The organism is Bordetella sp. MIP270_01_BMS (genome assembly GCF_054958705.1).
In genome coordinates this window covers 3,466,850-3,492,758 of the sequence record NZ_CM143297.1, presented here as the reverse complement: position 1 = coordinate 3,492,758, position 25,909 = coordinate 3,466,850, and the positions used below count along the sequence as shown (strand labels likewise).

Below are 25,909 nucleotides of genomic sequence, written 5' to 3'. Positions count from 1 at the left end.
CGTCGCGCGACCCCGGCCTGGCAGGCCGGGGCCCTGAAACGCCCGGCGCTGCCGGGCAAGCACAGTAGTACGCCCACCATGCGGATCGAGCAGCTTGAAATCATCGATTTTCTGCGCGCGCACCCGCCGTTCGACGCGCTGCCACAAGAGACGGTCGAACGGCTCGCCACGGCGATCGACGTGTCCTATTTCAAGGCCGGCGAGCAGATCGTGGAATTCGGTGAGCCGTCCCAGTACTGGTACGTGGTACGCAGTGGCGCGGTAGAGATCTTCCGGCGCGACGGCACGCTGTACAACCGCCTGACAGCAGGCGGATACTTCGGCGAGTTCGGGCTGCTGCGGCATGGCCGCGTGCGCTTCCCGGCGCGCGCCCTGGAAGACTCGTTGCTGTATCTCATCCCGGATGCCGTGTTTCTCGACCTGTTCGAGAACGACGAAGGGTTTGCGGATTATGTCGAGCTGGAGGACCGCACCCGGCTTCGCCAGGTGATGTCCCGGCGCGAAGATGCCCATGACTTGCTCTCGGCCACAGTGGATACCTTGGTCACGCGCGAAGCGGTGACCCTGGATCGCAACGCGACTGCACGCGATGCGGCCCGGCGCATGACGCAGGAAGGCGTATCGTCGTTGCTGATTGTGGAGGACAACCCGGATGTGCCAGGAATTCCGTCGCTGTCGGGGATTCTGACCGACCGCGACCTGCGCACCCGACTGCTGGCGCCTGGCCTGGATCTGCATACGCCATTGGCCGACATCATGACGCCGGACGTGGTGACGGTGGCCTACAACCAGCTTGTTTTTGAAGCGATGCTGGCGATGTTGCGCCATAACGTGCATCACCTTCCTGTGATGAAGAACCAGCGCCCGCTCGGCATCATCGCGCTGTCGGACATCATTCGCTACGAGTCACGCAACAGCCTGTTCGTGGTCGGCAGTATCTTCCGCGCTCAGAATACTGACGAACTGGCGGCCCTGGTGCCTGACCTGCGCGCCTGTTTCACGCGCATGGTGTCGGAAGACGCCAGCGCCCACATGGTGGGCAGCGCAATGTCCGCGATAGGGCGCGCCGTCAAGCAGCGGCTACTGGAACTCGCCGAGGCCGAACTCGGCCCTCCGCCCGTGCCATACTGCTTTCTGGCCCTGGGATCGATGGCCCGGCAGGAACAGCTGATCGTCACCGACCAGGATAACGCGCTGGTCCTCGATAACAGCTTCGATGCCACCCGTCATGATGCCTGGTTCAAGGCACTGGCCACTTTTGTCTCCGACGGGCTCGCGCGTTGCGGCTATGCATACTGTACCGGTGGCGTCATGGCGACCAACGAGCAATGGCGCCAACCCCTGTCCGCTTGGGAAAGGTTGTTCACCGACTGGATTGAACGCCCTACCCCCGAATCCCTTCTTCACGCGGGCATTTTCTTCGACCTGGACGCCGTATGGGGCCGTACGGACTGGGCCGTGCACCTGCGCCAGCTGATAGCCCGGAAGGCCCGGGGCAATTCGCGCTTCCTGGCGTGCATGGCGCGCAATGCGCTGCTGCGCACGCCGCCATTGGGGTTCTTCAAAGATTTTGTGGTCGAGCGCGATGGCCGCCACACTCGCGCCATCAACATCAAGCGGCGGGGCACCGCGCCGCTGGCCGACCTGATTCGCGTGCACGCCCTGGCCATCGGATCTCAGGCTCTCAATTCATTCGACCGCCTGCGCGAGGTGATCGATGCATCGGTTCTGCCGCTGGGCCGCGGACAGGACTTGTACGATGCCCTCGAGTTCATCTCCACCGTCAGGGCGCGCAACCAGGCCGAAGAACTTGCCGAGGGCAACGAGCCGGACAACAGCATAGAGCCCGAAAAGCTGTCGGACTTCGAGCGCAAGTCACTGCGCGATGCCTTCCTGATACTGAGCAACGCGCAGAAGTACCTCAAATATCGGTACCAGCCCGGACGATCAAATTGAGCGTGGCGACGCAATGCTGCATCTAAGGCACCTGAAGAGCGACCCGGCTGGCCGTCCAAAGACGCCTGAACTGGATTGGCCCCGAAGATTCAAAGCGCTGGCCGAAGCGGCGCAGGACGCTCGGCTGAAGGCGTTTTACGAACTCGGCACCCCGTCCGGCGACACGCCTGTGCGCGATGTGCCCATGGCCGCACTGGACGTAGAGACGACCGGCCTCGATGTTTTGCGGGACGAGATCGTCAGTATCGGCGTCGTGCCGATGAGCCTGCAGCGGATCCAGGCCAGCAACTCGCACTATTGGGTGGTGCGGCCGACCACTGAACTGAAGTCGGAGTCGGTCGCCATACACGCTATTACTCATTCGCAGATCACCACGGCTCCGGACCTGGGGGCGATTCTTGATGACGTGCTGCGCGTCCTGGCGGGCCGCGTCGTGGTGGTGCATTGCCGCGACATTGAACGCCTTTTCCTGAACGCCGCGCTCACGTCGCGGCTCGGCGAAGGCATAGAGTTTCCGGCGATCGACACCATGGAGCTCGAAGCGCGGCTGTACCGCAAGCCACCCAGTCTGATGCATAGATTGCTGGGCAGAAAGCCGGACCAGGTGTCGATCCGGCTCGCGGCCAGTCGGGCGCGTTATCGGCTGCCACGCTATCGCGCCCATCACGCCCTGACCGATGCCCTGGCCACGGCCGAATTGCTGCAGGCGCAGGTCGCGCACCGGTTTTCGCCCGACACGCCGCTGCGCGAACTATGGAAATGAAGGACGAATGCAATCAATTGCCTTGAATGCCTAGCTCGTCCACCAGCTTTTTCATACGCTCATTTTCTGACTTCACGAAGCTGGCGAATTCGTCGGGGGTTGACCCACGTGGCTCGCCCCCGACCGTTCGCATCCGTGCGCTGACGTCCGGCATGGCTACGATCTGCGCGATTGCCTGCTGCCATTTGTCGCGCACCGCTGGCGGCAAACCTGCCGGACCGAACAGCCCATACCAGGTCGACATCTCGACCCCCGGGTATCCCGACTCTGCCAATGTGGGCAGCTCCGGCAATGTGGATGCACGCCTCGGACCGGCTACGGCAAGCGCTTTCACGGTTTTCGCCTGCAAGTACGGCAAGGTGGCTGAGATCGGGTCGATCCCGGTGGTCACATGCTTGCCTATCATGTCGGCTATCGCTGGCGCGCTGCCCTTATAGGGCACATGGGTCATCTCTGTTCCAGTGCTCTGCTTGAACATCTCCCCGGCCAGATGCTGGATCGAACCGATTCCCGACGAGTAATAATTCATCTTGCCCGCCTGTGACTTCGCCAGATCCACCAGTTGCTGCACAGAGTCGATGCCCGACTCGCCGCTCACGACGAGCACGCTCGGGACCTCCATCACCAATGAGATCGGTGTGAAGTCGCGCAATGGGTCATATGGGAACTTCAACACGTGCGGCCCCGTGGTGTGACTGTTCGGCGTTGCCATGACAACGACGTGCCCGTCCGGCTCGGAACGCGCAACATACTCTGCCGCGATAGAGCCGCTTGCGCCAGTGCGGTTCTCGACCACTACAGGCTTGCCCCATAAGGCCTGCAGCTTCTCGGCGACAATTCGAGAGAACGTATCTACGCCGCCTCCAGCCTGTGAGCCGACGATGATGCGCACGGGTTTCGTGGGAAAGGTATCGTTGGCCCATGCACCGGACGTCGGCAGCGAACTTGCGGCGATCAGCAACGCACCGAGCAGCAGGTGGCGACGTTTGTGGACCGAGACACTGGGCGGATTCTCCGGCCGAAAATCGTATTTTTTGAATGGCTTCACAGCTTGTCTCCTTGGATTCTGTTTTGGTTTTGAATTGGTCGTCAGGCCCGACCCAGGCGTTGCATCACCTCTCGTAACGGCATGCCCTCTTTCAACAGCGCCATCGCAGATTGATCTCGCTGCTCTATTTCCACTGCCTCTTCCAGAATGGCAAGCTCCTGCCCTTGCGGGATGACGACAACGCCACTGGCGTCGCCCAGCACGAGATCGCCGCTATTGACCGTTATGCCGCCACACTCCACGGGCACGCCTATGCCGGTCAGGGAAAGAATTCCGGCCTGCCCGGCGGGCACGGCGCCGGTACAGAAACACGCACAACGCAGCGCCTCGATTTCGTCGGGATCGCGTACGGGTCCGTCCGCGACGACCCCTACGCCGCGCTGAGCCGCAGCCGCGGCCATGAGCCCCCCCCATAACGCCGCCTGATCGCCATCGGCCTGGTTGAATACCAGGACGTTTCCGGTGTCCGCGTTCTCAATCAGGTCGATCAGCTCAATATTCGGCAGTTTGGGGGCCGAGACAGACGCAAGTGGCTCGCGCCGCGCAGTCAGGGCCCTCCCGGCGACTTTGGAGGCGCCGATTGGCCGTATGCGCTGCGCCATATACTGGCGCAGTCCGCGTCGCATCAGCGCATCACTGACCGAGCAGGTCGTGACCTTCGCCAGCAGTTCGGCCGGGATCATGATGTCTCCCGCTGAGACGCCAGCCTCGATTTCAGCACCTCCAGAATGCCGCCCTGTTCGACGATGTTGCGAACCAGCGGGCTGAAGCGCTCCATCTCGCGCTCCGTGCCGCGGGACAGGTTGCGCAGAACAGCATTCTCTACATCCACGTCCAGCTGCTCCCCCTCGTCGACAAACTCCAGGATGCCCGGCACTTGGAATGTGTAGAACCCGATGGCGACGGAATTCCGAAAGAACAGGCGAGCGACCGATTCGGCTATCACCGCCCGGAACCCCAGGCTCACGAGTACGCGATTGGCCGGCTCCCGATGCGAACCGAGCCCAAAGTTCTTGCCCGCAACGAGAATGTCGCCCTTGCCCACCTGCAGATGGAAGTCAGGACGGATGGCGCGGAACGCATTCTGCTTGACGTCCAGGTCCTCTGTCGCGTCGCCCAAGCCGAAAGATATCGTCCCGGCCGGCGCGATGATGTCCGTGTCGATATTGTCCCCAAACTTCCATACCTTTCCCTGGAACCGCTGAGTGGTGTTCATTGTTTAGCCCTCCATCGGATTGGTGATGTGGCCGGCAATGGCGGACGCCGCCACCGTCGCTGGGCCGGCGAGATAAATATCGGCATCACCGCTGCCCATCCGCCCCCGGTGATTCCTTGTCGTCGAGGTGATACACACATCGCCGGCCGTAAGAGCGCCCTGCATGCCCAGACACAGATGACAGCCCGGAGAGATCACCGTGACGCCTGCGTCGAGCAGGGTATCCACGAACCCCCGACTCATCGCTTCACGGTAGACGCCCCACGAGTTCGGTTGCACGATGAACCGGGTCTTCGGGTGAACCTTTTTGCCCTTCACCACCTGCGCGACCGCCGCGATGTCGTCGACGTTTCCATTTGCGCAGGACCCCACCATTGCCTGATCAATGCGGAGGCCGGCCACGGACGACACCGGCACGACATTCTCGAACGTGTGAGGTTTGGCGACCTGCGGTTCAAGCTGGCTCAGGTCGATATCCACGACCTGGCAGTACTGGGCATCGGCGTCGGCGGACACCGGGCGTGACCAGTCCAACTGATGGCGCATCCGCTTGCGCCTGGACAGGAAAGCCTCGGTTTTTTCGTCGTATTCAAAAAGCCCGAATTTGCCACCTAACTCCACGGCATGCGCGGCAAGCGTGATGCGGGCGTCCATATCGAGGGCCTGCGCCCCTACTCCGCGGTACTCAATTGATTTGTATAGAGCGAACGAGGTGCCATACTGGCCTGCAAGCCATAACGCGATATCCTTGGCCGCCACGCCCGGCCGCAATTGGCCATGAAGATTCACCGCGATGGTTTCGGGAACTTTGAACCATAGTTCGCCATAAACCAGCCCATACGCCAGCTCGTGCTCGCCCATGCCGGACCCGCAGCAGTTCAGTGCGCCCCAGGTGCAGGAGTGTGAGTCCGAACCCAGCCCCAGCTCCCCCGGCAACACATAATCCTCAACGGCCACACGGTGCACAACCGAAGGCAGGGCGTCGTCGAAATACTTCACTTGATAGGTTTGGGCGACTTCCCTTATCTTCCGCTGGCGCAGGGCCTGCGTTTCGTTGATGACGGGTTGGAAGTGGTCGAGAACGACATGAAATCTTTCGCGGTCCCAGATGTCCGGCAGCCCATCGGGAAGCCCCGCCGCGACCGCCACCGCGTGAATGCGGTAGAACTCCTCGTGCGCGATCACGCGGTCCAACTTGCAGTCAACGTATTGACCCGGCCTTACGCTGGCTAGTCCCGCCGCCCGCGCCATCACCTTTTCGGCGATAGTCATACCCATGTTTGTCTCCTGGTTCCTGGAATGCACACTGCACCGTGCTACTGGGTATCGACCCGGTAACGTTTGAGTTTGGCTTCGCTTAGCTGTACGCCCGTGCCCGGGCCCGTCGGCACCTTCACCACCCCGTTCTCGACGCGCACCGGCTCATCAACGATGTCGTCGGCAAGCATGTCCACCAGCCCCGTCTGGAAGTCGCCGGGCAGCAGGTCCCGAGCCCAGGACGCGGTCAATTGCGAAACCGCTGCAACGTTCAGGCTGGTGGAAGGATGGTTGCCTGGAAATATATCGATGCCCAGCGCCTCGGCCAGCGTCCACAGCTTTCGGATCGTGTGTATGCCGCCGTTCTTCGCCGACTTGGTCTGGATTACGCGCGCGCCCTGTCGTGCGGCAACGCTGGCCAGTGAATGCACATCACTGATGGATTCGTCGGCCGACAGCGGAACTCGCACGGACGCCGCCAATCGGGCCATACCGGCAATATCCCAGGCGGGCAACGGCTGCTCGACAAATTCAACGTCGAGCGGTTCGATCTGACTGAGCAGTCTCAGCGCTTCGCCATATCGCATGTTCCCGTTCGCGTCGGCGCGGAGATGCACCTTATTGCCGAAGTGGGCACGCAGCGCCTGCAGATTGGCAAGATCCTTGCCGGCGTCCAGGCCGATCTTGATGCGAAGATGCCGGTAGCCCGCGTCATAGGCGTGCTGGGCGGCGTCTATCATCGCCGCCGTGTCACCGGTTATTCCCAGTGCGATACCCACCGGAATCTCGCGCCGTTGACCTCCGCCCAGCAACTCCGCCACTGACAGACCCAACGTACGGGCTTTGGCGTCATAAAGCGCGTCGCCGATGGCTGACTGCAGGTACAGCCCGCCGGCAAGCCTGTCATCGAGCCGCTGCATGGCGGCATTGATTTCATGCACGCTCAGCCCGATCAATGCGGGCTTGGCGATCTCGCATAGCTTGCTGTGCAAGCCGGCCAATGTTTCGCCGCTGCCCTGGCGCCGCCAGGCCTGCGTCTCACCGATGCCTATCGCGCCGTCCTCGGTCGTGATTCTCACGACGTACACCTCGACTTCATCGCGCGTGGCCTGATGGGCCGTAGCCATGGTAAAGGCCTTGGCAAACGGAATCCGCAGCGGAATCCCTTCGATGGTCTTGATAGTTGATCCTGGCAACTCCGCCCCCTGAAAATGTTATACGCATAACATGACACCGAATGTTAACGCATAACATTTTTTTGTCAACCATCGCGTCTATGCTCGCCTCGCCTCGGCTAACATCCGTTTGTGTCACCATCATCTTCGACTCAGCAACATGCCGATGAACCCAAACCCCCGCGCAGCCGTAACCATGGACGACGTCGCCCAGCACGCGGGTGTATCACTCATGACAGTGTCCCGGGCATTGCACAACCCGTCGTCCGTCGCCCAGCGCACTCGCGATCGCATTCAGGCCTCGATACACGAGCTGAACTATGTCGGCAGCGCATTTGCCGAACAGTTGGCCACTGGACGCACTCGGCTGGTCGCCGTAGTGCTCCCGGATCTGCGCAACCCCGCGTTCGCCCGAGAACTGCAGGGGTTGGCGGAAGGGCTGGGGCCGGAGTTCCAGCTCGTGGTCGCCGGCAGCCCGGGCACAGGTGACAGCGACGAAGTAACCTACCGGTCCCTCTTGACCTATCGTCCGGCGGCGCTGGTCGTGCACGGGGTCAGCCGCAATTCGCGCACCCGTGCCTATCTTGCGCGATGTGGCGTGCCGATCGTCGAGTTGGGCGCGCTGGATTCCCGACCTATCAACATTGCAATCGGCTACTCCAACAAAGAGGCCGGCAAGGCCGCCACGCAGCATCTGCTGGCCACGGGCCGCACCAGACTGGGATTCGTTTCTTCACCGAAATCGCAGAACGCCAGGGCCTACAACCGCTGGCTGGGCTTCCGGGAGGCCTTGCAAGAGGCTGGGGTGGATATTCGTCCCGATCTCGAAATCGAGACCAGCCTGGGCTATGAACTCGGCGCCAGAACTCTGAACCAGCTGCTGGAGCTGGAGCCAGAGCTACAGGGAGTATTTTTTACGGGCGATGGATGGGCAATCGGCGCCCTGCTGCATTGCCAACGCGTCGGTATCTCGGTGCCCGGGCAACTTGCCATCATGGGATTCGATGACCAGGAGCTTGCCGAACTCATGGTACCGGCGCTTTCCACGATTCACGTGCCACGGTATGAAATGGGCAAAGAGGCCGGCACATTGCTGAGAAGGCAACTCGCCGGCGAGAAGCGCTTGCCGAAGCGGGTTGACCTGGGCTTCAACCTGGTGATTCGTTCCAGCACCTGAACGCGCTGAAGCGCAGGCCGAGGCCCCCGGCCGCCACGAAGCCGCCCCCAGGCGGCCTCAAGCCCTGCCGGTCGAGAGCCTTCTGCCGGCGGTTTGCCCGTGGACTCGCGGCTCAGTTCCAGCCATCGCACGCTGTCCCGGCGTCTATGGCCGCCTGCCAGAGCAATGCACACATGGCTGCCCTGGTCAGTGTCGCCCGCGCCGGCGTGTCCGCCGGCGACGGTTTTTCGGGCCCATGCGGGCGCAGGCACTGCACCACGCCCCGGGCAAAGCGGCGCGCCTCGCGCGCCGCTACCGGGCGCGCACTATCGAACGACAGTAGTTTGTTTTTCGGGAATATCCTCAGAAACTCCTTCATCGGGTCTTCATCGGCGATCTGCGCAAGCCCGAACAGGTCTACGCCGAAACGACTGGCGAGGTCGTATAACGTTTCCACGTATCGGAAACACGGATCACGGCGCGACAGATTATCGAAGTGCTGGCTCGTGACGCTTACCGGTATCTTCAGGCACGTGACGATGGCCGTGACGAACTCGCTCCAGTTGACGACATCGTCGCCCCGAAAATAAAGGTGCTCGTCTTGCGGTACATACCCGTGTACCGCTGCCCATTGGATTGCCGCAAAGTTCGGGTCGTCTGCTTCGACATCGGAGTAGTAGACCAGCTTGACGCCTCTGCGTACCAGTTCATGCTGGATATCGGGTACAGACAAGTCGCGTGGCCGCACGTGCTGCTCAAGTGCCACGCCCGCGGCCACGCCGGCCGCGATTCCCATCTGGATGCGAGCCGCTTCGCAGCGCACGGCCCCCGCGGCGATGTGGGTAGCGCTGATGCCGCCGCACACCAGCAGGTTGTCTACCTGGTCGGGCACCAGGCACCCATACGGAACCTGGTAAGGCGCCCTGGTGAAGCGCCCGGTGATGTAGCCGTCGGGGTAGTCGTAGCCGGGCGGCATCTCGTCCGCGCAGCCTTGCGACTCGTAGGTCCAGTCGCCGATCGCGACGGCATCGTGTTTGATCGGCGGCCGCATCCCATCGCCTGCCAGCCACGGGTTGACGTCTGATTCGTTCAGCGTGGCCTGCCCGCAAATGCGCCGCGCCTCGCGCACGTATATCTGGTGGGGAATATTCCCGTTTTCGCAGAACTCGTCGGTGGCCAGGCCGAGCTGCGGCAGCCCGCCTTCGTTCTGGATGAAATACAAAAAGCCCAGCGCGTGGTCGACGAAGCGCTGACGCAGCTCGCGGCGGTCGCGAGGATGCGCCAGCACATACTCGCGATTGGGCCCGACGAGATTGTTGCCCTTCACCATCCGGTTGAGCAGGAACTTGCCATTGACCAGCACGTACAAAGTGTCGAAATATACGGGTCGGCCGTCCGCGTCGATGCGTAACGGGCCCCATGCGTAGTTGCCGGGATCGTAGCCGGGCGGCGGGGCCTGGAGGCGATGCGGCGCTTGCGCCGAGACGTCATCGTAATAGCGGCAATGCAGGCGCAACGCGTAGGCCATGATCGCATCATCGGCCTCCCCAGTGCTTCCGGGCAATATGGAATGCGGCAGGTACCCGAGAGCCGGCGACCCGCTATGGTTGGAAAAGAAAATCTTGCCGGCGTGCGGCTCTGCTGCGGATCGCGCCTCACGTCCCAGGCGGTAGGGCGCGCCGGCCCAGGCCGCCACGTCAGCTTCATAGCTTGCATCGATAACGAGCCGCGCCTTGACGACATGACCGGGCCCATTATCCCGGACGTTGCCCATCAGGTCGCAGGCGTCATGCCACACCACCTGGGATATGCGGTTTCCTTCCATGCTGACCGCGGTGGGAACGGCGCCCGTGATAACAGTGAGCCCGGGTGTCTCGCCGGCGAGTTCCGCCCACACCCTCGCCCCCACATGGCTTTCCCAGACCAGATCGGCACGCTTCTGGTGCAACGGGTCATTCAGACCGCTGCGGGAATAGTACGCGCGTATGCGGTCGGCAATTTCCAGCGCAATGCCGGACAAGGCCTGCGGGGTGGCGCAGTCGAATCCGAACGTGCCATTGGCGTTCATGCCGCCGAGCGTCGGGGTGGGTTCAAGCAAGACAACCCGCTTACCGGATCGCGCCGCCGAGATGGCTGCCGAGCAGCCCCCCGGATTGCCTCCTATGACCAGTACATCGGCTTCAAGATGTTGAACTGCCATATGACCTCGCAGAGTTTCGTCAAGCCACGCTGAACCCATGCCCGCTCAAGGGCAGGCTGCGGATCCGGCGGCCGCACGCCTCATATATCGCATTACAGACAGCCGGAGCAAGCGTAGGTACCATCGCCTCGCCCACCCCGCCCAGCGGCTTGTCGCTTTCGATGATGTGCACTTCAATTTCGGGGGCCATGCCCATGCGCAGCAGCGGATAATCATGAAAATTTGTCTGCTGGCATCGGCCCTGTTCGATCGTGATGGCTTCGAACAGCGTGGCGCTCAGTGACTGCAGGATCCCCCCTTCCATCTGCGCTTCTATGGTGTCGGGGTTTATGGTCTGCCCGCAGTCGATCACTGCCCAGATTTTATGTATGCGCAGCTCATTGCCGGCTACCGAGACATGCGCGACCTGAGCCACGATGCTGTCGACCGCCTCGAAGAATGCTATGCCCATGCCCTGACCTGCTGGCAGGTCGCCACGGCGCGCCCATTGTGCCACGTGCATCACGCGAGTCAGAACCTCATGACCGCGCGGGCTGTTGCCAAGCAGCTTGAGCCTGAACGATCCCGGGTCTTCGCCAGCGGCGTCTGCAAGCTCGTCGACAAAAGATTCCACGAAGAAACCATTATGCGAAGCCCCAACCGACCGCCAGTAGCCTATGGGCACGTGCGTAGGTTGGTACACATAATCGATTAGCAGGTTGGACGTATCGTAATGGCTTCCCGACGCGGCGTTCTTGGTGGTCAACGCCATCACGGCCGCGTAGTCGAGGCCATCCTTGAAAAACGATGGCCAGAACTTCTCGTGCACCGAAGGGCCTGCGATCCGCATGGCCAGTGAATTGATGTTGTTGGCTTGATCCAGCGTGCCGACCATGCGGGCGGACATGGCCGGCCGATGAAACCCGTGCGACATATCTTCTTCCCGGGACCACAGCAGCTTGACCGGTCGCTTGGCGGCTTGGGACGCGAGGATGGCGGGTTCGATGAAATCGGAATGGATCCTGCGCCCGAATGCGCCGCCCAGCAATGTGGCATGAATATTGACTGCCTGTTCCGGCAGGCCCGTCAATCGACATGCGGCTTCCAGCGCCGTGGTGTGGCATTGTGTCGGCACCCACAGTTCGCAGGTTTTGTCGGTGACTAGCGCGGTACAGTTCATGGGCTCCATCGGAGCATGATGCAGGAACTGGACTCGATAGTCGGCCGTCAGGCCATGCGTGGCGCTTGCTTCGGCCCCGGCCACATCGCCGACCTTCCTGAAGAGGGCGCTCTCGGCTTGCCCCAGCTTGGCCTCGGCATCCTCGGCGAGACTCGCGCTGGTTACCGATTCGTACCCGGTCGCTGCGAACTTGATGTCGAGCTGCTCTACGCCCTTCTTGGCCTGCCACCAGTTTTCGGCCACTACCACGACACCGTTCGGCACTTTCAGCACCGTGATGATGCCGGGTTGGTTCCTCAGCGCGGCATCATCTACCGAAATCACCTCGGCCCCATACACGGGCGCTTGCCGTATGGCCGCGTAGGCCAGCCCGGGCACCCGCACATCAATTCCGTATACCGCACTGCCGTCAACCTTGGGCGGCAGGTCCAGGCGCTTGAGGCGGCGTCCCACCAGCTTGAGCTGGTCGTGGCTTTTTGTCGGCGGATCCTCGGGAACGGGCATGGCGGCGGCAAGCGCGGACAGTTCGCCGTAGCTTGCCTTCCTGCCGGTAGCGTCGTGCCGCACATGACCGTCTTCGGTCGAACAGGTTTGCGCGTCAACGCCCCACTGCCGAGCGGCCGCTCCGACCAGCATCAGGCGCGCGGCGGCCCCCGATTTGCGCATGGGGACATGCCACAGCCGCATACTCCAGCTTCCCGAAGTCAGTTGATACTTGGTGACATCCGGGCGCTGGTAGGCCGTACCGGCAGGCGCCACTTGTATATCGATGCTGTCGAACGGAAGATCCAGCTCATCGGCAATGACCGCCGCCAATGACGATTGCGCCCCCTGGCCCATTTCAACGACAGGCGAATGGAACAGGACCCGCCCGTCTGTGCCAATTTCAAGATATGCCCCGAAGTTGCCGCCGGGCTGATCCGGCCAGGGCCCCCAGGGGACGTTCGGCTTGATGGAAGGCGCTTCAGCGCTGGCCAGGGCCTTGGGATTCAACGAGATGCCCAGCACCAATCCACCGCCCAGGGCGACGCCTGCCTTCAGCAACTGCCGGCGCGACAGCGAGCATGGCTGTTCGATGAGATGCTTCGTCATCATGCCTCACCCATATTGTCTGCTGCGCGGTGCACCGCGCGAATCACGCGCTGATAAGTGCCGCAACGGCACAGATTGTCCACATGGCTTTTGATGTCGGCGTCGGTCGGCTTGGGAATACGCTCGAGCAGGGCCGCGGCAGCCATGATCATCCCGGACTGGCAATAACCGCATTGGGGAACCTGTTCCTCCAGCCAGGCCTGTTGTACGGGATGCGACCGATCGGGCGATAGCCCCTCTATCGTCCGGATCTGTGCACCATCCAATCCGCCTACAGGCAACACGCAGGATCGGATGGGCTGGCCGTTCAGGTGCACTGTGCATGCCCCGCACAGGCCCATGCCACAGCCATACTTTGTGCCGGTCATGCCCAACTCGTCGCGCAGCACCCATAACAACGGCGTGTCCGGCGCTGCATCGATCTTGCGGGCCTCTTCGTTTACGGTAATCGTGATCACGGCGGCGACTCCTTATCAGCAGAATCTGGGTCAATCTTTCGGGTGACAGAGGTAGCTACTGCGGAGTGATCCGCGCGGCCTCGAGGATGGGTTTCCAGCGTTCCCCGTCCTGGGTCAACAGCGCCGCCGATTCGTCCAGGTCGGTGCTCATGGTTTCGTAGCCCAACCTGAGAAACCTCTGCTCGATATCGGGAGTCGCGGTAATTGCGCGGACGGTACTGTTCAGCTTCTCGAGATGCGGACGCGGCGTGGCCGAGGGGGCGAGCAATACGTAGCGCGCGGCCACATTGACGCCCGCCAGACCCGACTCCGCCATCGAGGGAATCTCGGGCGCAACTGGACTGCGCTTGTCGCCAACCACCGCCAGCGCCTTCAACGCGCCTGTCTTGATATGCGGCAACACGTTGGACATGGTGAACATGCCAATCGAAACATGGCCGGCCATCAAGTCGACCAGCGCCTGGCCGTTGCCTTTGTAAGTGATCGCGTTCAGGTCGATACCGGCGCGCTGCATCATGAGCAGTCCGGCCAGGTCATGGGGCGTGCCCACCCCTGGCGTTGCATAGGGGACCGTACCGGGTGCCGCCTTGGCCGCCGCAATCAGTTCACTGACGTTATTGGCAGGGAAGTCGGGGTGAGCCGCAAGCACAATCGGCGCCGACGCGAAATAGGCTACCGGGACGAAATCCTTGAAAACGTCGAACTTCAGGTCCGCGAAGATGTACGGAAAGATCGCGACGGTGTCGCCGTTGACAACCAGGGTGTGACCGTCTGGGGTGGCGGAGGCAACGGCGCTCATGCCAATACGCGTCCCCGCGCCTCCGCGATTTTCCACCACAACGGGTTTGCCCAGCTCGATGCCCAATTGATCAGTGATCTGGCGGGTGATGGTGTCGGTTCCGCCGCCGGGAACCAGTGGCACCACAATCCTGATTTCGCGAGTAGGAAAGGTGTCTGCCGATTCTGCTGCACGAGCGGGCGCAAGGAACAGAAAGCCGATCAGGCTGGCCAGGGCCAACGCCCGGAAGAAATACGGATTCATCAAGTCGTCTCCTAGGTTTTAATTGATTTGTTCCTCATTATGAACTAACTTTTCATACACGAACAGAAAAAAATGAGCCGACGCCGACCCTGGCGCCGGATCCTTGGAGGCCTTTCATGCTTGCTCGCCCACCGAGCCCCACCCTGCCGGGGCTTATCCACGCATATGCCGATACCGCCGGCGCCAACGAGGCACTGGTCTGCGGGAACAGACGATTCACCTACGCGCAGCTGCGCCAAGCCGCGGCTCGCGCCGCGGCAGGTCTGGCTGAGCTGGGAGTAAAACCGGGCGACCGAGTCGCGATACTGATGGGAAACCGGGCGGAGTGGGTCATCGCTTCGATAGCGGCCGGCTCATTGGGCGCAACCGTCGTTGCCATGAATACGTGGTGGACTTCCCGCGAGATCGAGTACGCGCTCGACCATTCCGAAGCGGCTTTCCTGGTTTGCGAATCACAATACATGCGCCATGACTACGCCCGGGAACTGAGCGCGCTGCAGGCCCAGGGCAGGCTGCCCGGGCTACGCACCGTCATAGGCGTCGGGCAGACCCTGCCCGAGGGTTGGCATGCATGGACCAACACCTGCACGGGGCCCGGAGATGCCGAACTGCCACGGCACTGCCGGCCCGACCAGACTGCATTCATACTTTATACGTCCGGTTCCACCAGCCTGCCCAAAGGCGTAACGCTGAGACAGGGCGATCTCGTAGAGAACACCTGGCAGATTGGCCGGCGGCAGCGCTTCGGTGCCCATGACCGCCTGTGGCTGGCGGTCTCCCTGTTCTGGGGGTTTGGATGCTCGAATGCGATGCCCGCCATGTTCTCGCACGGAGGTTGCGTAGTACTGCAGTACAGCTTTGAAGCGGCTGCGGCGCTCGAGTTGATCGAGAAAGAGCACTGCTCGGTGCTGTACGGAACACCCAACATGATCCATGCGCTGGCCGAACATCCGGACCGAAAGCGCCGGGACATATCCAGCTTGCGAACCGGGGCCACGCTGGGCACAGCAGAGCAGATGAAGCGCGCAGCAGAGCTGGCGCCGGAGATCTGCAACGTCTACGGATTGACGGAAGTCTATGGGAATTGCAACGCCACCTCTGCGGATGACCCGTTGTCATTGCGGCTGATGTCTTGTGGCAGACCGCTGCCGGGCCTGACCCAGCGCATCGTCGATCCCGGCAGCGGCCGAGTCCTGCCTCCGGGCGAAATCGGTGAAATCAGGATCAAGGGCCGCGTGACGCCGGGATACCTGAAAGATGAGCTGCAAACCGGGGCCGCGTTCGACGCCGATGGGTTCTTTTGCACCGGCGATCTCGGCAAGGTGGACGACCAGGGCAACCTGCAGTTCCACGGACGGATCAAAGAACTGGTCAAGACAGGCGGGATAAACGTATCGCCCGCGGAGATCGAGGCGGTGCTGATGGCTCACCCCGGCGTCGCATACGCCGTTGTCACCGGCATCCCCGACGCCACGCGCGACGAGGTGCTTGCCGCCGTGGTCATACCCCGATCAGGTGCGGCGCTCTCGCAAGAAGAATTGCGTCTGCACTGCAAATCCCAGCTGGCCACCTACAAGGTGCCGGCCGTATTCCATTTCTGCGCCGAAGACGCCCTGCCGCTGACCACTACCGGCAAGGTACAGAAGAATCGAATCGCCGAAGTGTTCTTTGCTGAAAAGGCGTAGCCGATGAAATATGCAACGGAAACACCGGCATTGCGGCAGATCGAAGCGGACGCGGTGCTTGGAGAAGGGCCGCTCTGGTGTGCTGCGAGTCAGGCACTGTGGTGGATCGACGGCTTCCGGCCGCAACTGTTTCGTTGGCAGTGGAACACGGACAAGCCCGAATCCTGGCCGCTGGCCAGACCTCCCGCAGCCCTGGCACTGATGCCCCAGCAACAGATGCTGATCGCGTTCCGGGCGCAGTTCGGCTACATCGAGCAACCGAGTGGCCCCGTGGTGCAGCTGCCTCTATCCGATCTGTCGTTGGGCGATGAACGATTCAACGATGCGAAGGTGGATTCTCGGGGACGACTATGGATCGGCACCATCGATCGTGAACTGACCCGCCCCATCGGACGATTGCGCCGGATCGACAGCCGGGGAGTTTCGATCATGGCCGAAGGCTTCGCGCTGTCTAACGGCATGGGCTGGAGCCCCGACGACGGGACGATGTACTTCTCTGAATCGTTCGACCGGCGCGTACATCGCTATCGCTACGAGGCGGCGGCCGGCCGGATCGCACCCGCCGGAAATCTCGCGGTGTGGGAGCCGGGGCGGCAGAAACCCGATGGCCTGACGATTGACGCCGAAGGTGGCATATGGTGCGCCATATTCGGCGGAGGAAGGCTGGAACGGTACCTTCCGGACGGCCGACTTGATCGGCAAGTACTGCTGCCCGTGACCAATCCCACGAGCTGCATGTTTGGCGGGCCGGATCTGCGCACTTTGTTCGTCACCACGGCCAAGTATGGGCTGAGCGAGGGCGAACTGCAACGCGAGCCGATGGCGGGCAGCGTGCTGGCAATCGACATGAACGTCTCTGGTCGCCCCGAAAACGTGCTGGCGGCCGACTGCGTCCTGGCCACCAGTATCGCGTGACGCGCCTCGGCCGGATCGTTCATTTCTCAACTTCAACGCCTACAGAGACGTACTTATGTCCAACCTCCAAACCATTCCCCCCCTGCGGGAAGGCATGCTTCAGCTGGATCCGCCTCGATTGATCGGGGCGCTTTGTACCCGGTGCGGCGTTCGCACTTTTCCAGGGCGTGCGTTCTGCACCGCCTGCGGCCATGAGGATCCATCCCCGACGGTGCTGGCGGATGAAGGGGTCGTGTTCTCGTACACCGTCATCCACACAGCGCCGGGGCAAAGGCCGGTGCCTTATGTACTGGCCTTTGTCGACCTGGATGACGGAGTGCGGGTGCTTGCCCAGGTCGACTCGCCGCCCGACAAAGTACGCATCGGGCAGCGGGTTTCCCTGGTGTTGAGGAACATCGTGCCGCACCCCGGAGAACCCAGGCTGGGCTATGCCTTCGTCGGCCCGGAGGCGAACACAACCAAGGAGATCCTATGACTCGGGCTCGTACTCATCTGGCCGGCGTCGGCATGGTGCGGTTTGGAAAATTTCCTGCCTCCACCACGTTTGAAATGCTTGCATGCGGCGCAGGCCTCGCGGCGATGAAAGACGCGGGCGCTGCCCGCGACCAGATCGACGCAGTATATGTTGGCCATGTATTCGGCGGACCTGTTGCCGGGCAGCGCGTCGCGGTCGAACTCGGACTTGGCGGCCTGCCCGTCAGCAATCATGAAAACTATTGCGCTAGCGGCGCGACCGCCCTGCGCGAAGCATGGGTCGCCGTCCTGGCCGGGCTATACGACGTCGTCCTGGTAATAGGCGCCGAGAAGATGACGGACCGCATCCAGGGAGGCATCACGCCCGACCCATCCGATCTGGACGCGATGCAAGGCTATGTCATGACCGCGGGACACGCGCTCAGCGCGCGTCGATATATGGAAGACCACGGCGCCACGCGCGAGCAGATCGCCGCCGTCGCGGTGAAGAACCATGCGCACTCCATTCATAACCCGTACGCCCAATATCAACACGCCGTGACCCTGGAGCAGGTCCTGAACGCGCGAGTGATCGCCGACCCGCTGGGCGTGCTCGACTGCAGCCCGATCAGCGACGGGGCGGCGGCAGCAGTCGTATGCAGCGACGCAGGGTTGCGTCGGCTTGGGCTGTCGGACAGAAAGCGGCCCAAGGTAATGGGCGTGGCGCTCACCAGCGGCACACCCCGCACTGGCCTGTATGACCTCAACGAAGAAGACATTTCCCGCCGTGCGGGCGAGCAGGCGTGGGCGCTCTCGGGCGTCGATCCAAAGGATATCGACCTGGTCGAGATGCACGATTGCTTCACCATCGCGGAAATCGTGCGCATGGAGGGGCTGGGCCTGATCCCGCGGGGCGAAGCAGCGCGTTGGACCCAGGACGGGCACACCAGCCTGGGAGGGCGGCTTCCTGTCAACGTCAGTGGCGGCCTGCTCTCGAGGGGGCATCCCGTGGGCGCCACCGGAATGGCGCAGGTATGCGAACTATATTGGCAATTGACCGGCCAGGCCGGCGCGCGCCAGGTGCCCCAAGCGCAAGTCGGGCTGTCATACTGCAAGGGTGGCACGGTGGCGGGCACCGATGGGGGCTCCGTAACCGCCGTGGTGGTGGCAATATGAACCGTGAGCCCAATGCCATACCCTGGCGCGAGCGCTATTTTGAAGACTTTGCCGTGGGCGATCAGTGCCAGCATACGAGCGCGCGCACTGTACATAGCCACGACAACGCCTGGTTCACGCTGCTCACACAAAACCCCGCGCCACTGCATCTGGACAACACGTATGCGCGTCAGTCCGGCTATGACCGCGTACCATTGAATTCGACGCTTACACTCGCGCTGGTGACAGGGCAATCCGTCGCCGACCTGACCCCCAACGTCATGACCAACCTGGGCTGGCAGCAAGTGCGTCTTCCGGCGCCGGCGTTCGAGGGGGACACGATTTTCAGTGAGTCCACCATCGCGAGCCTGCGCGCGTCTGCGACCCGCCACAATGTTGGCGTCGTCGAAATCAGTACGCGGGGCTACACTCAAGCGGGGGTTGTGGTCATCGAATTCACCCGTGCCGTGCTGATGTACCGCCGGGGATTCGGACCCGCCCGGGAGCGGCCGCAGCCGAAGCAAGGCTGCGGCGGCATCGCCTCATAGCGGGTCTGGGTTTAGAATCAGTCTTTGCGTCAAGCAAGTACAAACGATGTCCAAGTCAGCATTGCGCGTTCTGGAAATCCTCGAGTTCATCGGTACGCGTCCCAACGGATGCAATCACACGACCATCGCCCGGGGACTATCCATTCCAAAAAGCAGCCTGACCGCACTGTTACACGACTTGCAATCCAAAGGCTACGTGCAGCGCCACCCGGACACCGGCTTCTTTACGATCGGCCTGCAGGTCTTGTGGCTTGCGAATTCGTACCTGCGCAATCTGAATCTCGTGAAGCTGGGCCAACCCATCGTGGCGGAACTGTTCATGCAGGTGTCGCAGTTTTCCACGCTGGCCATACCGAGCGGTAACGAATACATCGTCATCTGCACGGAAAGCACGCCCTCCGCTTTCGGCCACACACTATACCCGGGCAGCCGTGGCCCGCTGCGCTCGTCCGCACTCGGCAAGGCCATTCTTGCCTGGTCGACAAGCGCCTATGTCGAGGACGTCCGCCGCCCTTCCGCTGACGACGATGGGGCGGTCGAGGTCGATTCCGGCGAGCTGGCGGCCGAACTTGAGCGCACCAGGAAGACGGGCATCGCGCGTTCGTATGGTGAAGCAATCGCGGGCGTGGATGGTTTTGCCGCTCCCGTTTTCAATGCGGCCAACCTGCCTACCGCCGCCCTCGGCGTCGGCGTCCCCACCGCGCAGCTGAACCGCGACCTCACAGCCCGTATCGAAAGCGCGCTCATCGCTTCCGCTCGAAAGCTGTCGATGCAGCTGGGCTGGGCCGGACAACTGCCTGCGGTCGACGGGGCGAACTGAGCATCCCTTCGTCGCAGTCCCCAGCCGCCACGGCGGCGTAGCGCGCCGCCACAAGGCCGCGCTGCTCCCTCACCCCACGAACCACCCATGGCGATGCGCCCCCCTCGCGGCAGGTGCGTCGCGAGCCTGGCGCGCCTGCCTGCCGAGGTGAACAGCGGCATTTTCCGATTCAGCACTCGCCGTTGACCAAACTCGCCTCATCTCATAATATGAGACCACATCCTGTTTTTTGGGATGGCCGAATAAAAATTCAAACGCTCATCGCGAGTACGGAGACAGCAATATGAACAAGTGGGTACGCAGCGTGGGGATCGTGTCGGCGGGTGTGGCGATTTCCAGCCTCGCCAGCGTGGCGATGGCAGCTGAAGACGCCAGCGCCTATCCGCGCCAGCCAATCACCCTGGTCATTCCTTATTCTGCCGGCGGCGGATCGGATCAGTTCATGCGCATTGCCACCGAGCGCGCTGCAGAAGAACTGGGGCAGCCCTTCATCGTTGTGAACAAGCCCGGGGCCAGCACGGTCATCGGCATGAACATGGTGATCGGCGCCAAACCGGACGGCTACACCTTGATCGTCTCGACCAACACCAGCTACACGCTCATTCCGTACGCGATTTCACCGGCGCCCTATTCACCCGAAAAGTCGCTGGATTACGTGGCGACGCTGGGGGGAACCGAAATGGTGCTGACCGCCCGGCTCGGCGTTCCCACCCAGCTGTCAGAAATCGTCGAGCAGGCGCGCAAATCGCCCGGCAATTTCACTTACGCCACCTACGGCGTCGGCTCGTCGACACATCTGGCAGGTGAAGTCCTGATGGACGACACGAAAGTCGAGTTCCGCCACATCCCCTACAAAGGCGTGGAAGCCGTCACGGCGCTGGCAGGCGGCCAGGTCGACCTGATGGTCGACGGCACCAACGCCGCAGGCGCAATGATCAACGCAGGCAAGACCAAGTCGGTGGTCGTGCTGCAGCATCACCGCTCCGAGTACCTTCCTGATACGCCCACGCTGACTGAAGCGGGCTACCCCGATGCCACCGCCAGCGTGATTTCCTACATCATGGCCGCCCCCAAAGGCACGCCCAAACCCATTATTGCCAAGCTGGAGCAGGCGTTTTCGGTGGCGATGCAAGACCCGGTGGTCAAGGAAAAGATCAAGGGCATGCGCAGCATCATCGACTTCCGCAATGCCGAAGAAACCCGCGCTTTCGTGACCGAGCAGGCGGCCGCATTCAAAGACATTGTCGAAAAGAAGAACATCAAGTTCTAAGGTGCGGCACGATGCTCGAACAAGATTTCATACCGCGGCTTCCCGGGCACACATGGGGCGAAATCCTGGCCCAGCATGCCGAACGGTTTCCCGACCGTGGGGCGCTGGCCTACGAAGACGTCGCACTGACGTATCGCGACTTCGCAGCGTCCGTGCAAGAGTGTGCGCACAGGCTTGCGGCCCTCGGGGTAAAAGCTGGGGACTGCATTGCCATGCTCTCGCCCCCGCGTCCGGAGGCAATGATCACTTTCTTCGCCGCCGCCCGGCTGGGCGCGGTCTGGGTGGGATTGAACCCCCGCTATCGCATCCGCGAGATGGCGTATGTAGTGGGCCACGCCCGTCCCGGCTTGATCGTGTCGATCAAGGGCTTTGAAGAGCGAGACTACGTCGCCGACCTCAATGAGGCCATGGCTGAATCCGCCGATTCGGCACGGCCGATGACGGTTTTCTATGATGGCGATGGCGCTACGCCTGACGCCTTATTGACAGCACTCGCCAACGGCAAGGCGCCGTCTGAACCGCGCGAGGCGCTCCCCGGCGTGGATCCGGCCGCGCCTTGCATGCTGGTGTACACGTCGGGCACCACGGGCAACCCGAAAGGTGTGCTTCTCAGCCAGGAGGCGATGATCTACCGTTCGACGGTACAGGCAAACACCTTTGCGGTGAAGAGCCATCCTGTGGTGCTGAATTTCGCACCGATCAATCATATCGGGGGCATGCATTTCAGGGGGCTGTCGCAGATCCTGGCGGGGGGCACGGTGGTGTATCAAGACCGGTACCGCACCGAAGACGTGATGCCGCTGATCGAGCGTCATGGCATGAACATGCTGATGCTCGGATCGACGATGATGCAGATGTTGCTGCGCGAACCGACGTTCGACATCAGCATTCTGCGCAAGATGGAATGGTTCATTTTTTCCGGAGCCGCCATCCCCATGCCGATTCTGCAGAATATCAGTCGGTACTGTCCCAAGATCGGCTCGACATATGGCCTGACGGAATCCTGCGGCTCGGTAAGCTATATCGTGGATACCGACACGCTGGAATCGGCCGCTTACACCATTGGCCTGGCGATTCCCGAAGGCCAGCTGCGCGTGGCGGACGAGGCCGGTACCCCGCTGGGCGCGGGCATCGAGGGTGAGCTGCAGGTGCGCAGGCGCTATTGCATGTCCGGCTACCTTCGCGATGAGAAGAACACTCAAGCCACCTTTACGCCAGACGGGTGGCTCAAGACGGGCGACACGGCGGTCTTGCAGGAAGACGGGCGGTTCAGGCTGGTGGGCCGCATCAAAGAGATGTTCAAATCCGGAGGCTACAACGTGTACCCCCGGGAAATCGAAATCGTACTCGAGCAGCACCCCGAGGTGCTGATGGCGGCCGTCATATCTGTAGACGACGACTTCTATCAGCAGGTCGGACATGCATACATCATCCTGCGTCCGGGCAGTACCCTGAGCAATGCGGATCTGAAGACCTGGTGCAAAGACCGCCTGGCCAATTACAAGGCACCAAAACGCATTGAAATCCGCAGTTCGCTGCCCATGTTGTCGATCGGGAAAGTGGATAAGCTAGCGTTACGCACCATGGCTTGAGTCCCACTATGTCGAATCCACTTCAGCGGTATCACCTCATTCTTGACGCAATCGCTTCGAGCGAAAAGGGGCTTTCCCTGCCGCAGCTTGCCCAGGCCACGAAGCTGCCCAAGAGCTCTGCCCATCGCCTGGCCACGTCGCTGAGGGAAATGGACTATATCCAGGTCGACGAGGCGGCCGGCACCTTTGCGCTGGGCCCCGCCATCCTGCGGCTGATGCGCAGCTCGGTGCTGCAGGACTTGCGTCTGGCGAGCTTCGAGCCGGCCCTCAGCTTCATTGTCGGAAAGCTCGACGAAACCGCATTTCTGGCGCGCCTGCAACACGATGGCGTGGACCTGGTCCGTGCCATCACGCCTACCCGCCGCGACCGCTCGTATATATATCCGGGAGTCGGTGCGCGTCCGCTCGACCGGTGCTCTTCCAGCAAGGCCATTCTCGCCTATGCCGACCCCGCGCTCGCCCAACGGATGCTCCAGCCCCTTGTCGAGGAACACCAGCACGACGATATGCAGGCGCTGCTGGACGAGCTGGGCCAGGTCGGACGGCAGGGCTACGCCGTATGCGACGGCGAAATCGATGAAGGCGTGTTCAGCGTAGCTTGCCCGGTGATGTTCGGCACGCAGAGCACCCCATACAGCATCGGCGTGGTCGGACCTTCCGCGCGGTTGAAGTCGCACGGCATACCTGAACTCGTCAATGTGCTGCGCGCCGCAGCGCAGCAGGCGGTTGCCGACATTCTGAACGTCTAGACCCGCTCACAGGAAAAATTCATGACGCAGGCCATCACCGTCACCCATGACGGACCTATCGCCACAGTGACCATCGATCGAGGCGAAAAGCGCAACGCGCTGACGCAGGAGATGGTTCTTGAACTGACGCGTATTGCACTGGAGTTCCAGGAAGACACGGAAACGCAGTGCGTCATCCTGACCGGCAATGACAAGGAATTTTCGGCCGGCATCGATCTGGGCGACCCCACCCGATGGAACCTTGAAGATAAAAGTCTCGCCGAACGGCGCCACATCGCGGCGCGTGGCACGAAAATGTGTCGCGCGTGGGAAGAGATGCCGCAGATCACGATCGCGGCCATCGAAGGCCTGAATGTCGGCGGCGGTATCGCGCTGACGCTGGCTTGCGATTGGAGGGTAATGGCCGAGTCGGCATTCCTCTACGTGCCCGAGGTGCAGATTGGCATACCCCTGGGTTGGCAGACGATTCCCAGGCTGGTGAACATGGTGGGAGCGTCCCGCGCGAAGCAGATTGTGTTGCTCGGCGACCGCATGTCCGCCAGCACCGCGCACGAATGGGGAATCGTCGACTTCCTGGTTCCCGACGGCGTGGCACGGGCTCAAGCCGAAACGCTCGCCAAGCGAGTCGCCAGCATGCCCGCCGTTGCCGTCCGCATGTCCAAACAGAACATCAATGCGGTGGCCAATGCCTTGAACCACCTTGGCAGCCATATGGATGCCGACCAGGCCATGCTTTGCGCGCAGACGGCCGAAGCGAAAGCCGGCCGCGGCACTTTTTCGAAGCCCTGACCCCACCCTTCTAGGAGAAGAATCAATGTTGGATTGGAACGAATACCGCACGGAGCTCATGGACAGTATCGGCAAACTCGCCGCAGCCAGCCCCGATACCGTCAAGGGCTACCAAGTACTTTCCTCGGCCGGGCAGAAGACCAATGTTCTCGACGCCAAAACCCGCGAGCTCATCGCCTTGGCCGTGGCGGTCACCACGCGCTGCGACGGCTGCATTTCGGTGCACTCCAAACGGGCACGCGATGAAGGCGCGACCACCGAAGAAATCGCGGAAGCCCTGGGCGTCGCCGTGGCGTTGAACGCGGGCGCTGCCCTGGTTTATTCCTCGCGCGCACTGGACGCCGCGAACGCCGCCGCCAAGTAACAAACAGCACGCGGCCCACAGTGATGGGCCGCCTTGGTTAATAAAAACAAGGGGAGACAAACATGCCGCGTTTATTCGCCGCACTGCTGGGCTTGCTCTGCCTGGGCGCACAACCCGCCCTGGCCAGCCCGGACGCCTGGCCTCAACGGCCCATCACGTTCGTAGTTCCGTTTCCCGCTGGCGGATCCATGGACACGTTTTCACGACCGATCGCGCAGAAACTCAGCGAAGTGCTCGCTGTGCCGGTCGTGGTTTCGAACCGCTCCGGGGCCGGCGGTTCGGTTGGCATCTCGTCTATCGCCCGTGCCACGCCCGACGGCTACACCATCGGCATGTCCAGCGTCGGCAACATGGTGATCAATCCGCACATCTACGACAATCTGCCTTATGACCCGCTGACAGACTTCACCCCTATCGGGCTCGCCGGCCGATTCGTCAACGTACTGGTCGTCAACAGCAAGGTGCCGGCCCAGACCGTACAGGAACTCATCGCGCTCGCCAACGCCAAGCCCGGCAGCATTACCTACGCGTCTGCAGGAAACGGGTCGTCGAATCATTTGTCCGGCGAACTGCTGCGCCTGAAAACCGGTGCGCCGCTGACCCACGTGCCGTATCGCGGCAGCGGACCCGCACTGTCGGACGTCATGGCCGGCAACGTCACCTTCATGTTCGATACGTTGAATACTTCCATGCCGCACATAGAAAGCGGCAACTTGCGCGCCCTTGCCGTGACCAGCCCCGAGCGCAGCCCGTTCCTGCCCGACATCCCCACCATGAATGAAGCCGGCGTCGACGGTTACGCGCAGGCGGGCGAGGATCTTTGGTGGGCCGTCATCGCGCCCAAAGGACTGCCAGAGAGTGTCAGCGCCAAGCTCAGCGCGGCGTTGCAGCAGGCGGTGAATGACCCCGAGCTGAAAGCGAAGATCCAGGCTCAGCGGCTGGAAACACTGTCGAGCACATCGGCGCAGGTACAGGAGATCCTCAAGCGCGACTACGACCGGTGGGGCAAGATCATCAAACAAGCCGACATCAAGCTGCAGTAATCAA

General features: G+C 62.1%; 24 protein-coding genes. 15 read left to right on the top strand and 9 right to left on the bottom strand.

Annotation, left to right across the window (positions count from 1 at the left end):
• The first annotated feature begins 78 nt into the window (after positions 1–78).
• Both ACV17W_RS16395 and ACV17W_RS16390 read left to right on the top strand, forming a co-directional pair.
• Positions 79–1,956: a DUF294 nucleotidyltransferase-like domain-containing protein gene (locus tag ACV17W_RS16395; RefSeq protein WP_462593392.1), complete on the top strand. Its 1,878-nt coding sequence runs from the start codon at positions 79–81 to the stop codon at positions 1,954–1,956.
• Between the two features lie 13 nt (positions 1,957–1,969).
• Positions 1,970–2,719, top strand: a complete 750-nt coding sequence (locus tag ACV17W_RS16390) for a 3'-5' exonuclease (RefSeq protein WP_462593391.1) — start codon at positions 1,970–1,972, stop codon at positions 2,717–2,719.
• A 13-nt stretch (positions 2,720–2,732) separates the two neighbouring features.
• On the opposite strand, the gene ACV17W_RS16385 is transcribed toward ACV17W_RS16390, so the two are convergent.
• Genes ACV17W_RS16385 through ACV17W_RS16365 form a run of 5 tightly spaced genes read right to left on the bottom strand, consistent with a single transcriptional unit; the run spans position 2,733 to position 7,367 of the window.
• A complete protein-coding gene (locus tag ACV17W_RS16385) occupies positions 2,733–3,767 on the bottom strand; it encodes a Bug family tripartite tricarboxylate transporter substrate binding protein (protein ID WP_462593389.1) in 1,035 nt (344 codons plus the stop codon).
• A 41-nt stretch (positions 3,768–3,808) separates the two neighbouring features.
• Complete coding sequence (locus ACV17W_RS16380) at positions 3,809–4,450, bottom strand: RraA family protein (RefSeq protein ID WP_462593388.1); 642 nt, start codon at positions 4,448–4,450, stop codon at positions 3,809–3,811.
• Positions 4,447–4,983 (bottom strand): LeuD/DmdB family oxidoreductase small subunit, encoded by a 537-nt coding sequence (locus ACV17W_RS16375; RefSeq protein WP_462593387.1) that lies wholly within the window; start codon positions 4,981–4,983, stop codon positions 4,447–4,449. Before ACV17W_RS16375 ends, ACV17W_RS16380 begins: the two co-directional genes overlap by 4 nt.
• Before the next feature lie 3 nt (positions 4,984–4,986).
• A complete protein-coding gene (locus ACV17W_RS16370; protein WP_462593386.1) occupies positions 4,987–6,261 on the bottom strand; it encodes a 3-isopropylmalate dehydratase large subunit in 1,275 nt (424 codons plus the stop codon).
• Positions 6,262–6,299: 38 nt separating this feature from the next.
• Positions 6,300–7,367: a mandelate racemase/muconate lactonizing enzyme family protein gene (locus tag ACV17W_RS16365; protein ID WP_462593385.1), complete on the bottom strand. Its 1,068-nt coding sequence runs from the start codon at positions 7,365–7,367 to the stop codon at positions 6,300–6,302.
• 214 nt (positions 7,368–7,581) lie between these two features.
• On the opposite strand from ACV17W_RS16365, the gene ACV17W_RS16360 reads away from it, so the two are divergent.
• A complete protein-coding gene (locus tag ACV17W_RS16360) occupies positions 7,582–8,592 on the top strand; it encodes a LacI family DNA-binding transcriptional regulator (protein WP_462593384.1) in 1,011 nt (336 codons plus the stop codon).
• A gap of 112 nt (positions 8,593–8,704) precedes the next feature.
• Here ACV17W_RS16360 and ACV17W_RS16355 read toward each other — a convergent pair whose 3' ends face one another.
• From ACV17W_RS16355 to ACV17W_RS16340, 4 genes are read right to left on the bottom strand one after another with little or no spacing between them, the layout of a single operon-like run.
• Entirely contained in the window at positions 8,705–10,771 is a 2,067-nt protein-coding gene (locus ACV17W_RS16355; RefSeq protein WP_462593383.1) for an FAD-dependent oxidoreductase, read from the bottom strand.
• Positions 10,772–10,790: 19 nt separating this feature from the next.
• Complete coding sequence (locus tag ACV17W_RS16350) at positions 10,791–13,025, bottom strand: xanthine dehydrogenase family protein molybdopterin-binding subunit (RefSeq protein WP_462593382.1); 2,235 nt, start codon at positions 13,023–13,025, stop codon at positions 10,791–10,793.
• Positions 13,022–13,477, bottom strand: a complete 456-nt coding sequence (locus ACV17W_RS16345) for a (2Fe-2S)-binding protein (protein ID WP_462596575.1) — start codon at positions 13,475–13,477, stop codon at positions 13,022–13,024. Before ACV17W_RS16345 ends, ACV17W_RS16350 begins: the two co-directional genes overlap by 4 nt.
• A gap of 58 nt (positions 13,478–13,535) precedes the next feature.
• Positions 13,536–14,522, bottom strand: coding sequence for a Bug family tripartite tricarboxylate transporter substrate binding protein (locus tag ACV17W_RS16340; protein WP_462593381.1), 987 nt, complete (start codon positions 14,520–14,522; stop codon positions 13,536–13,538).
• A gap of 116 nt (positions 14,523–14,638) precedes the next feature.
• Here ACV17W_RS16340 and ACV17W_RS16335 point away from each other — a divergent pair, with 116 nt between their 5' ends.
• From ACV17W_RS16335 to ACV17W_RS16280, 12 genes are all read left to right on the top strand, one after another.
• The gene (locus ACV17W_RS16335) at positions 14,639–16,207 is read left to right on the top strand and encodes a class I adenylate-forming enzyme family protein (protein ID WP_462593380.1); all 1,569 of its coding nucleotides are present in this window, start codon (positions 14,639–14,641) and stop codon (positions 16,205–16,207) included.
• A gap of 3 nt (positions 16,208–16,210) precedes the next feature.
• Positions 16,211–17,122, top strand: coding sequence for an SMP-30/gluconolactonase/LRE family protein (locus ACV17W_RS16330; protein WP_462593379.1), 912 nt, complete (start codon positions 16,211–16,213; stop codon positions 17,120–17,122).
• Positions 17,123–17,177: 55 nt separating this feature from the next.
• The gene (locus ACV17W_RS16325) at positions 17,178–17,597 is read left to right on the top strand and encodes a Zn-ribbon domain-containing OB-fold protein (RefSeq protein WP_462593378.1); all 420 of its coding nucleotides are present in this window, start codon (positions 17,178–17,180) and stop codon (positions 17,595–17,597) included.
• The gene (locus tag ACV17W_RS16320) at positions 17,594–18,751 is read left to right on the top strand and encodes a thiolase family protein (protein ID WP_462593377.1); all 1,158 of its coding nucleotides are present in this window, start codon (positions 17,594–17,596) and stop codon (positions 18,749–18,751) included. Before ACV17W_RS16325 ends, ACV17W_RS16320 begins: the two co-directional genes overlap by 4 nt.
• Positions 18,748–19,278, top strand: a complete 531-nt coding sequence (locus ACV17W_RS16315; RefSeq protein WP_462593376.1) for a MaoC family dehydratase — start codon at positions 18,748–18,750, stop codon at positions 19,276–19,278. Before ACV17W_RS16320 ends, ACV17W_RS16315 begins: the two co-directional genes overlap by 4 nt.
• A 46-nt stretch (positions 19,279–19,324) precedes the next feature.
• On the top strand, positions 19,325–20,098 hold the full coding sequence (locus ACV17W_RS16310) for an IclR family transcriptional regulator (RefSeq protein WP_462593375.1): 774 nt from the start codon (positions 19,325–19,327) through the stop codon (positions 20,096–20,098).
• Between the two features lie 283 nt (positions 20,099–20,381).
• Entirely contained in the window at positions 20,382–21,368 is a 987-nt protein-coding gene (locus tag ACV17W_RS16305; RefSeq protein ID WP_462593374.1) for a Bug family tripartite tricarboxylate transporter substrate binding protein, read from the top strand.
• Between the two features lie 11 nt (positions 21,369–21,379).
• Positions 21,380–22,960, top strand: coding sequence for a class I adenylate-forming enzyme family protein (locus ACV17W_RS16300; RefSeq protein ID WP_462593373.1), 1,581 nt, complete (start codon positions 21,380–21,382; stop codon positions 22,958–22,960).
• Positions 22,961–22,968: 8 nt separating this feature from the next.
• On the top strand, positions 22,969–23,709 hold the full coding sequence (locus tag ACV17W_RS16295; protein WP_462593372.1) for an IclR family transcriptional regulator: 741 nt from the start codon (positions 22,969–22,971) through the stop codon (positions 23,707–23,709).
• Between the two features lie 21 nt (positions 23,710–23,730).
• Positions 23,731–24,498: an enoyl-CoA hydratase/isomerase family protein gene (locus ACV17W_RS16290; RefSeq protein WP_462593371.1), complete on the top strand. Its 768-nt coding sequence runs from the start codon at positions 23,731–23,733 to the stop codon at positions 24,496–24,498.
• 25 nt (positions 24,499–24,523) lie between these two features.
• The gene (locus tag ACV17W_RS16285) at positions 24,524–24,862 is read left to right on the top strand and encodes a carboxymuconolactone decarboxylase family protein (protein WP_462593370.1); all 339 of its coding nucleotides are present in this window, start codon (positions 24,524–24,526) and stop codon (positions 24,860–24,862) included.
• 62 nt (positions 24,863–24,924) lie between these two features.
• Positions 24,925–25,905: a Bug family tripartite tricarboxylate transporter substrate binding protein gene (locus ACV17W_RS16280; RefSeq protein ID WP_462593369.1), complete on the top strand. Its 981-nt coding sequence runs from the start codon at positions 24,925–24,927 to the stop codon at positions 25,903–25,905.
• Positions 25,906–25,909 lie beyond the last annotated feature (4 nt).

What these genes read in the sequence shown, in the direction of transcription:
- ACV17W_RS16395 (WP_462593392.1), top strand. Translation starts at nt 79, where the DNA reads ATGCGGATCGAGCAGCTTGAAATCATCGATTTTCTGCGCGCGCACCCG.
- ACV17W_RS16390 (WP_462593391.1), top strand. Translation starts at nt 1,970, where the DNA reads ATGCTGCATCTAAGGCACCTGAAGAGCGACCCGGCTGGCCGTCCAAAG.
- ACV17W_RS16380 (WP_462593388.1), bottom strand. Translation starts at nt 4,450, where the DNA reads ATGATCCCGGCCGAACTGCTGGCGAAGGTCACGACCTGCTCGGTCAGT.
- ACV17W_RS16375 (WP_462593387.1), bottom strand. Translation starts at nt 4,983, where the DNA reads ATGAACACCACTCAGCGGTTCCAGGGAAAGGTATGGAAGTTTGGGGAC.
- ACV17W_RS16370 (WP_462593386.1), bottom strand. Translation starts at nt 6,261, where the DNA reads ATGGGTATGACTATCGCCGAAAAGGTGATGGCGCGGGCGGCGGGACTA.
- ACV17W_RS16365 (WP_462593385.1), bottom strand. Translation starts at nt 7,367, where the DNA reads ATGGCTACGGCCCATCAGGCCACGCGCGATGAAGTCGAGGTGTACGTC.
- ACV17W_RS16360 (WP_462593384.1), top strand. Translation starts at nt 7,582, where the DNA reads ATGAACCCAAACCCCCGCGCAGCCGTAACCATGGACGACGTCGCCCAG.
- ACV17W_RS16355 (WP_462593383.1), bottom strand. Translation starts at nt 10,771, where the DNA reads ATGGCAGTTCAACATCTTGAAGCCGATGTACTGGTCATAGGAGGCAAT.
- ACV17W_RS16350 (WP_462593382.1), bottom strand. Translation starts at nt 13,025, where the DNA reads ATGATGACGAAGCATCTCATCGAACAGCCATGCTCGCTGTCGCGCCGG.
- ACV17W_RS16340 (WP_462593381.1), bottom strand. Translation starts at nt 14,522, where the DNA reads ATGAATCCGTATTTCTTCCGGGCGTTGGCCCTGGCCAGCCTGATCGGC.
- ACV17W_RS16335 (WP_462593380.1), top strand. Translation starts at nt 14,639, where the DNA reads ATGCTTGCTCGCCCACCGAGCCCCACCCTGCCGGGGCTTATCCACGCA.
- ACV17W_RS16330 (WP_462593379.1), top strand. Translation starts at nt 16,211, where the DNA reads ATGAAATATGCAACGGAAACACCGGCATTGCGGCAGATCGAAGCGGAC.
- ACV17W_RS16325 (WP_462593378.1), top strand. Translation starts at nt 17,178, where the DNA reads ATGTCCAACCTCCAAACCATTCCCCCCCTGCGGGAAGGCATGCTTCAG.
- ACV17W_RS16320 (WP_462593377.1), top strand. Translation starts at nt 17,594, where the DNA reads ATGACTCGGGCTCGTACTCATCTGGCCGGCGTCGGCATGGTGCGGTTT.
- ACV17W_RS16315 (WP_462593376.1), top strand. Translation starts at nt 18,748, where the DNA reads ATGAACCGTGAGCCCAATGCCATACCCTGGCGCGAGCGCTATTTTGAA.
- ACV17W_RS16310 (WP_462593375.1), top strand. Translation starts at nt 19,325, where the DNA reads ATGTCCAAGTCAGCATTGCGCGTTCTGGAAATCCTCGAGTTCATCGGT.
- ACV17W_RS16305 (WP_462593374.1), top strand. Translation starts at nt 20,382, where the DNA reads ATGAACAAGTGGGTACGCAGCGTGGGGATCGTGTCGGCGGGTGTGGCG.
- ACV17W_RS16300 (WP_462593373.1), top strand. Translation starts at nt 21,380, where the DNA reads ATGCTCGAACAAGATTTCATACCGCGGCTTCCCGGGCACACATGGGGC.
- ACV17W_RS16295 (WP_462593372.1), top strand. Translation starts at nt 22,969, where the DNA reads ATGTCGAATCCACTTCAGCGGTATCACCTCATTCTTGACGCAATCGCT.
- ACV17W_RS16290 (WP_462593371.1), top strand. Translation starts at nt 23,731, where the DNA reads ATGACGCAGGCCATCACCGTCACCCATGACGGACCTATCGCCACAGTG.
- ACV17W_RS16285 (WP_462593370.1), top strand. Translation starts at nt 24,524, where the DNA reads ATGTTGGATTGGAACGAATACCGCACGGAGCTCATGGACAGTATCGGC.
- ACV17W_RS16280 (WP_462593369.1), top strand. Translation starts at nt 24,925, where the DNA reads ATGCCGCGTTTATTCGCCGCACTGCTGGGCTTGCTCTGCCTGGGCGCA.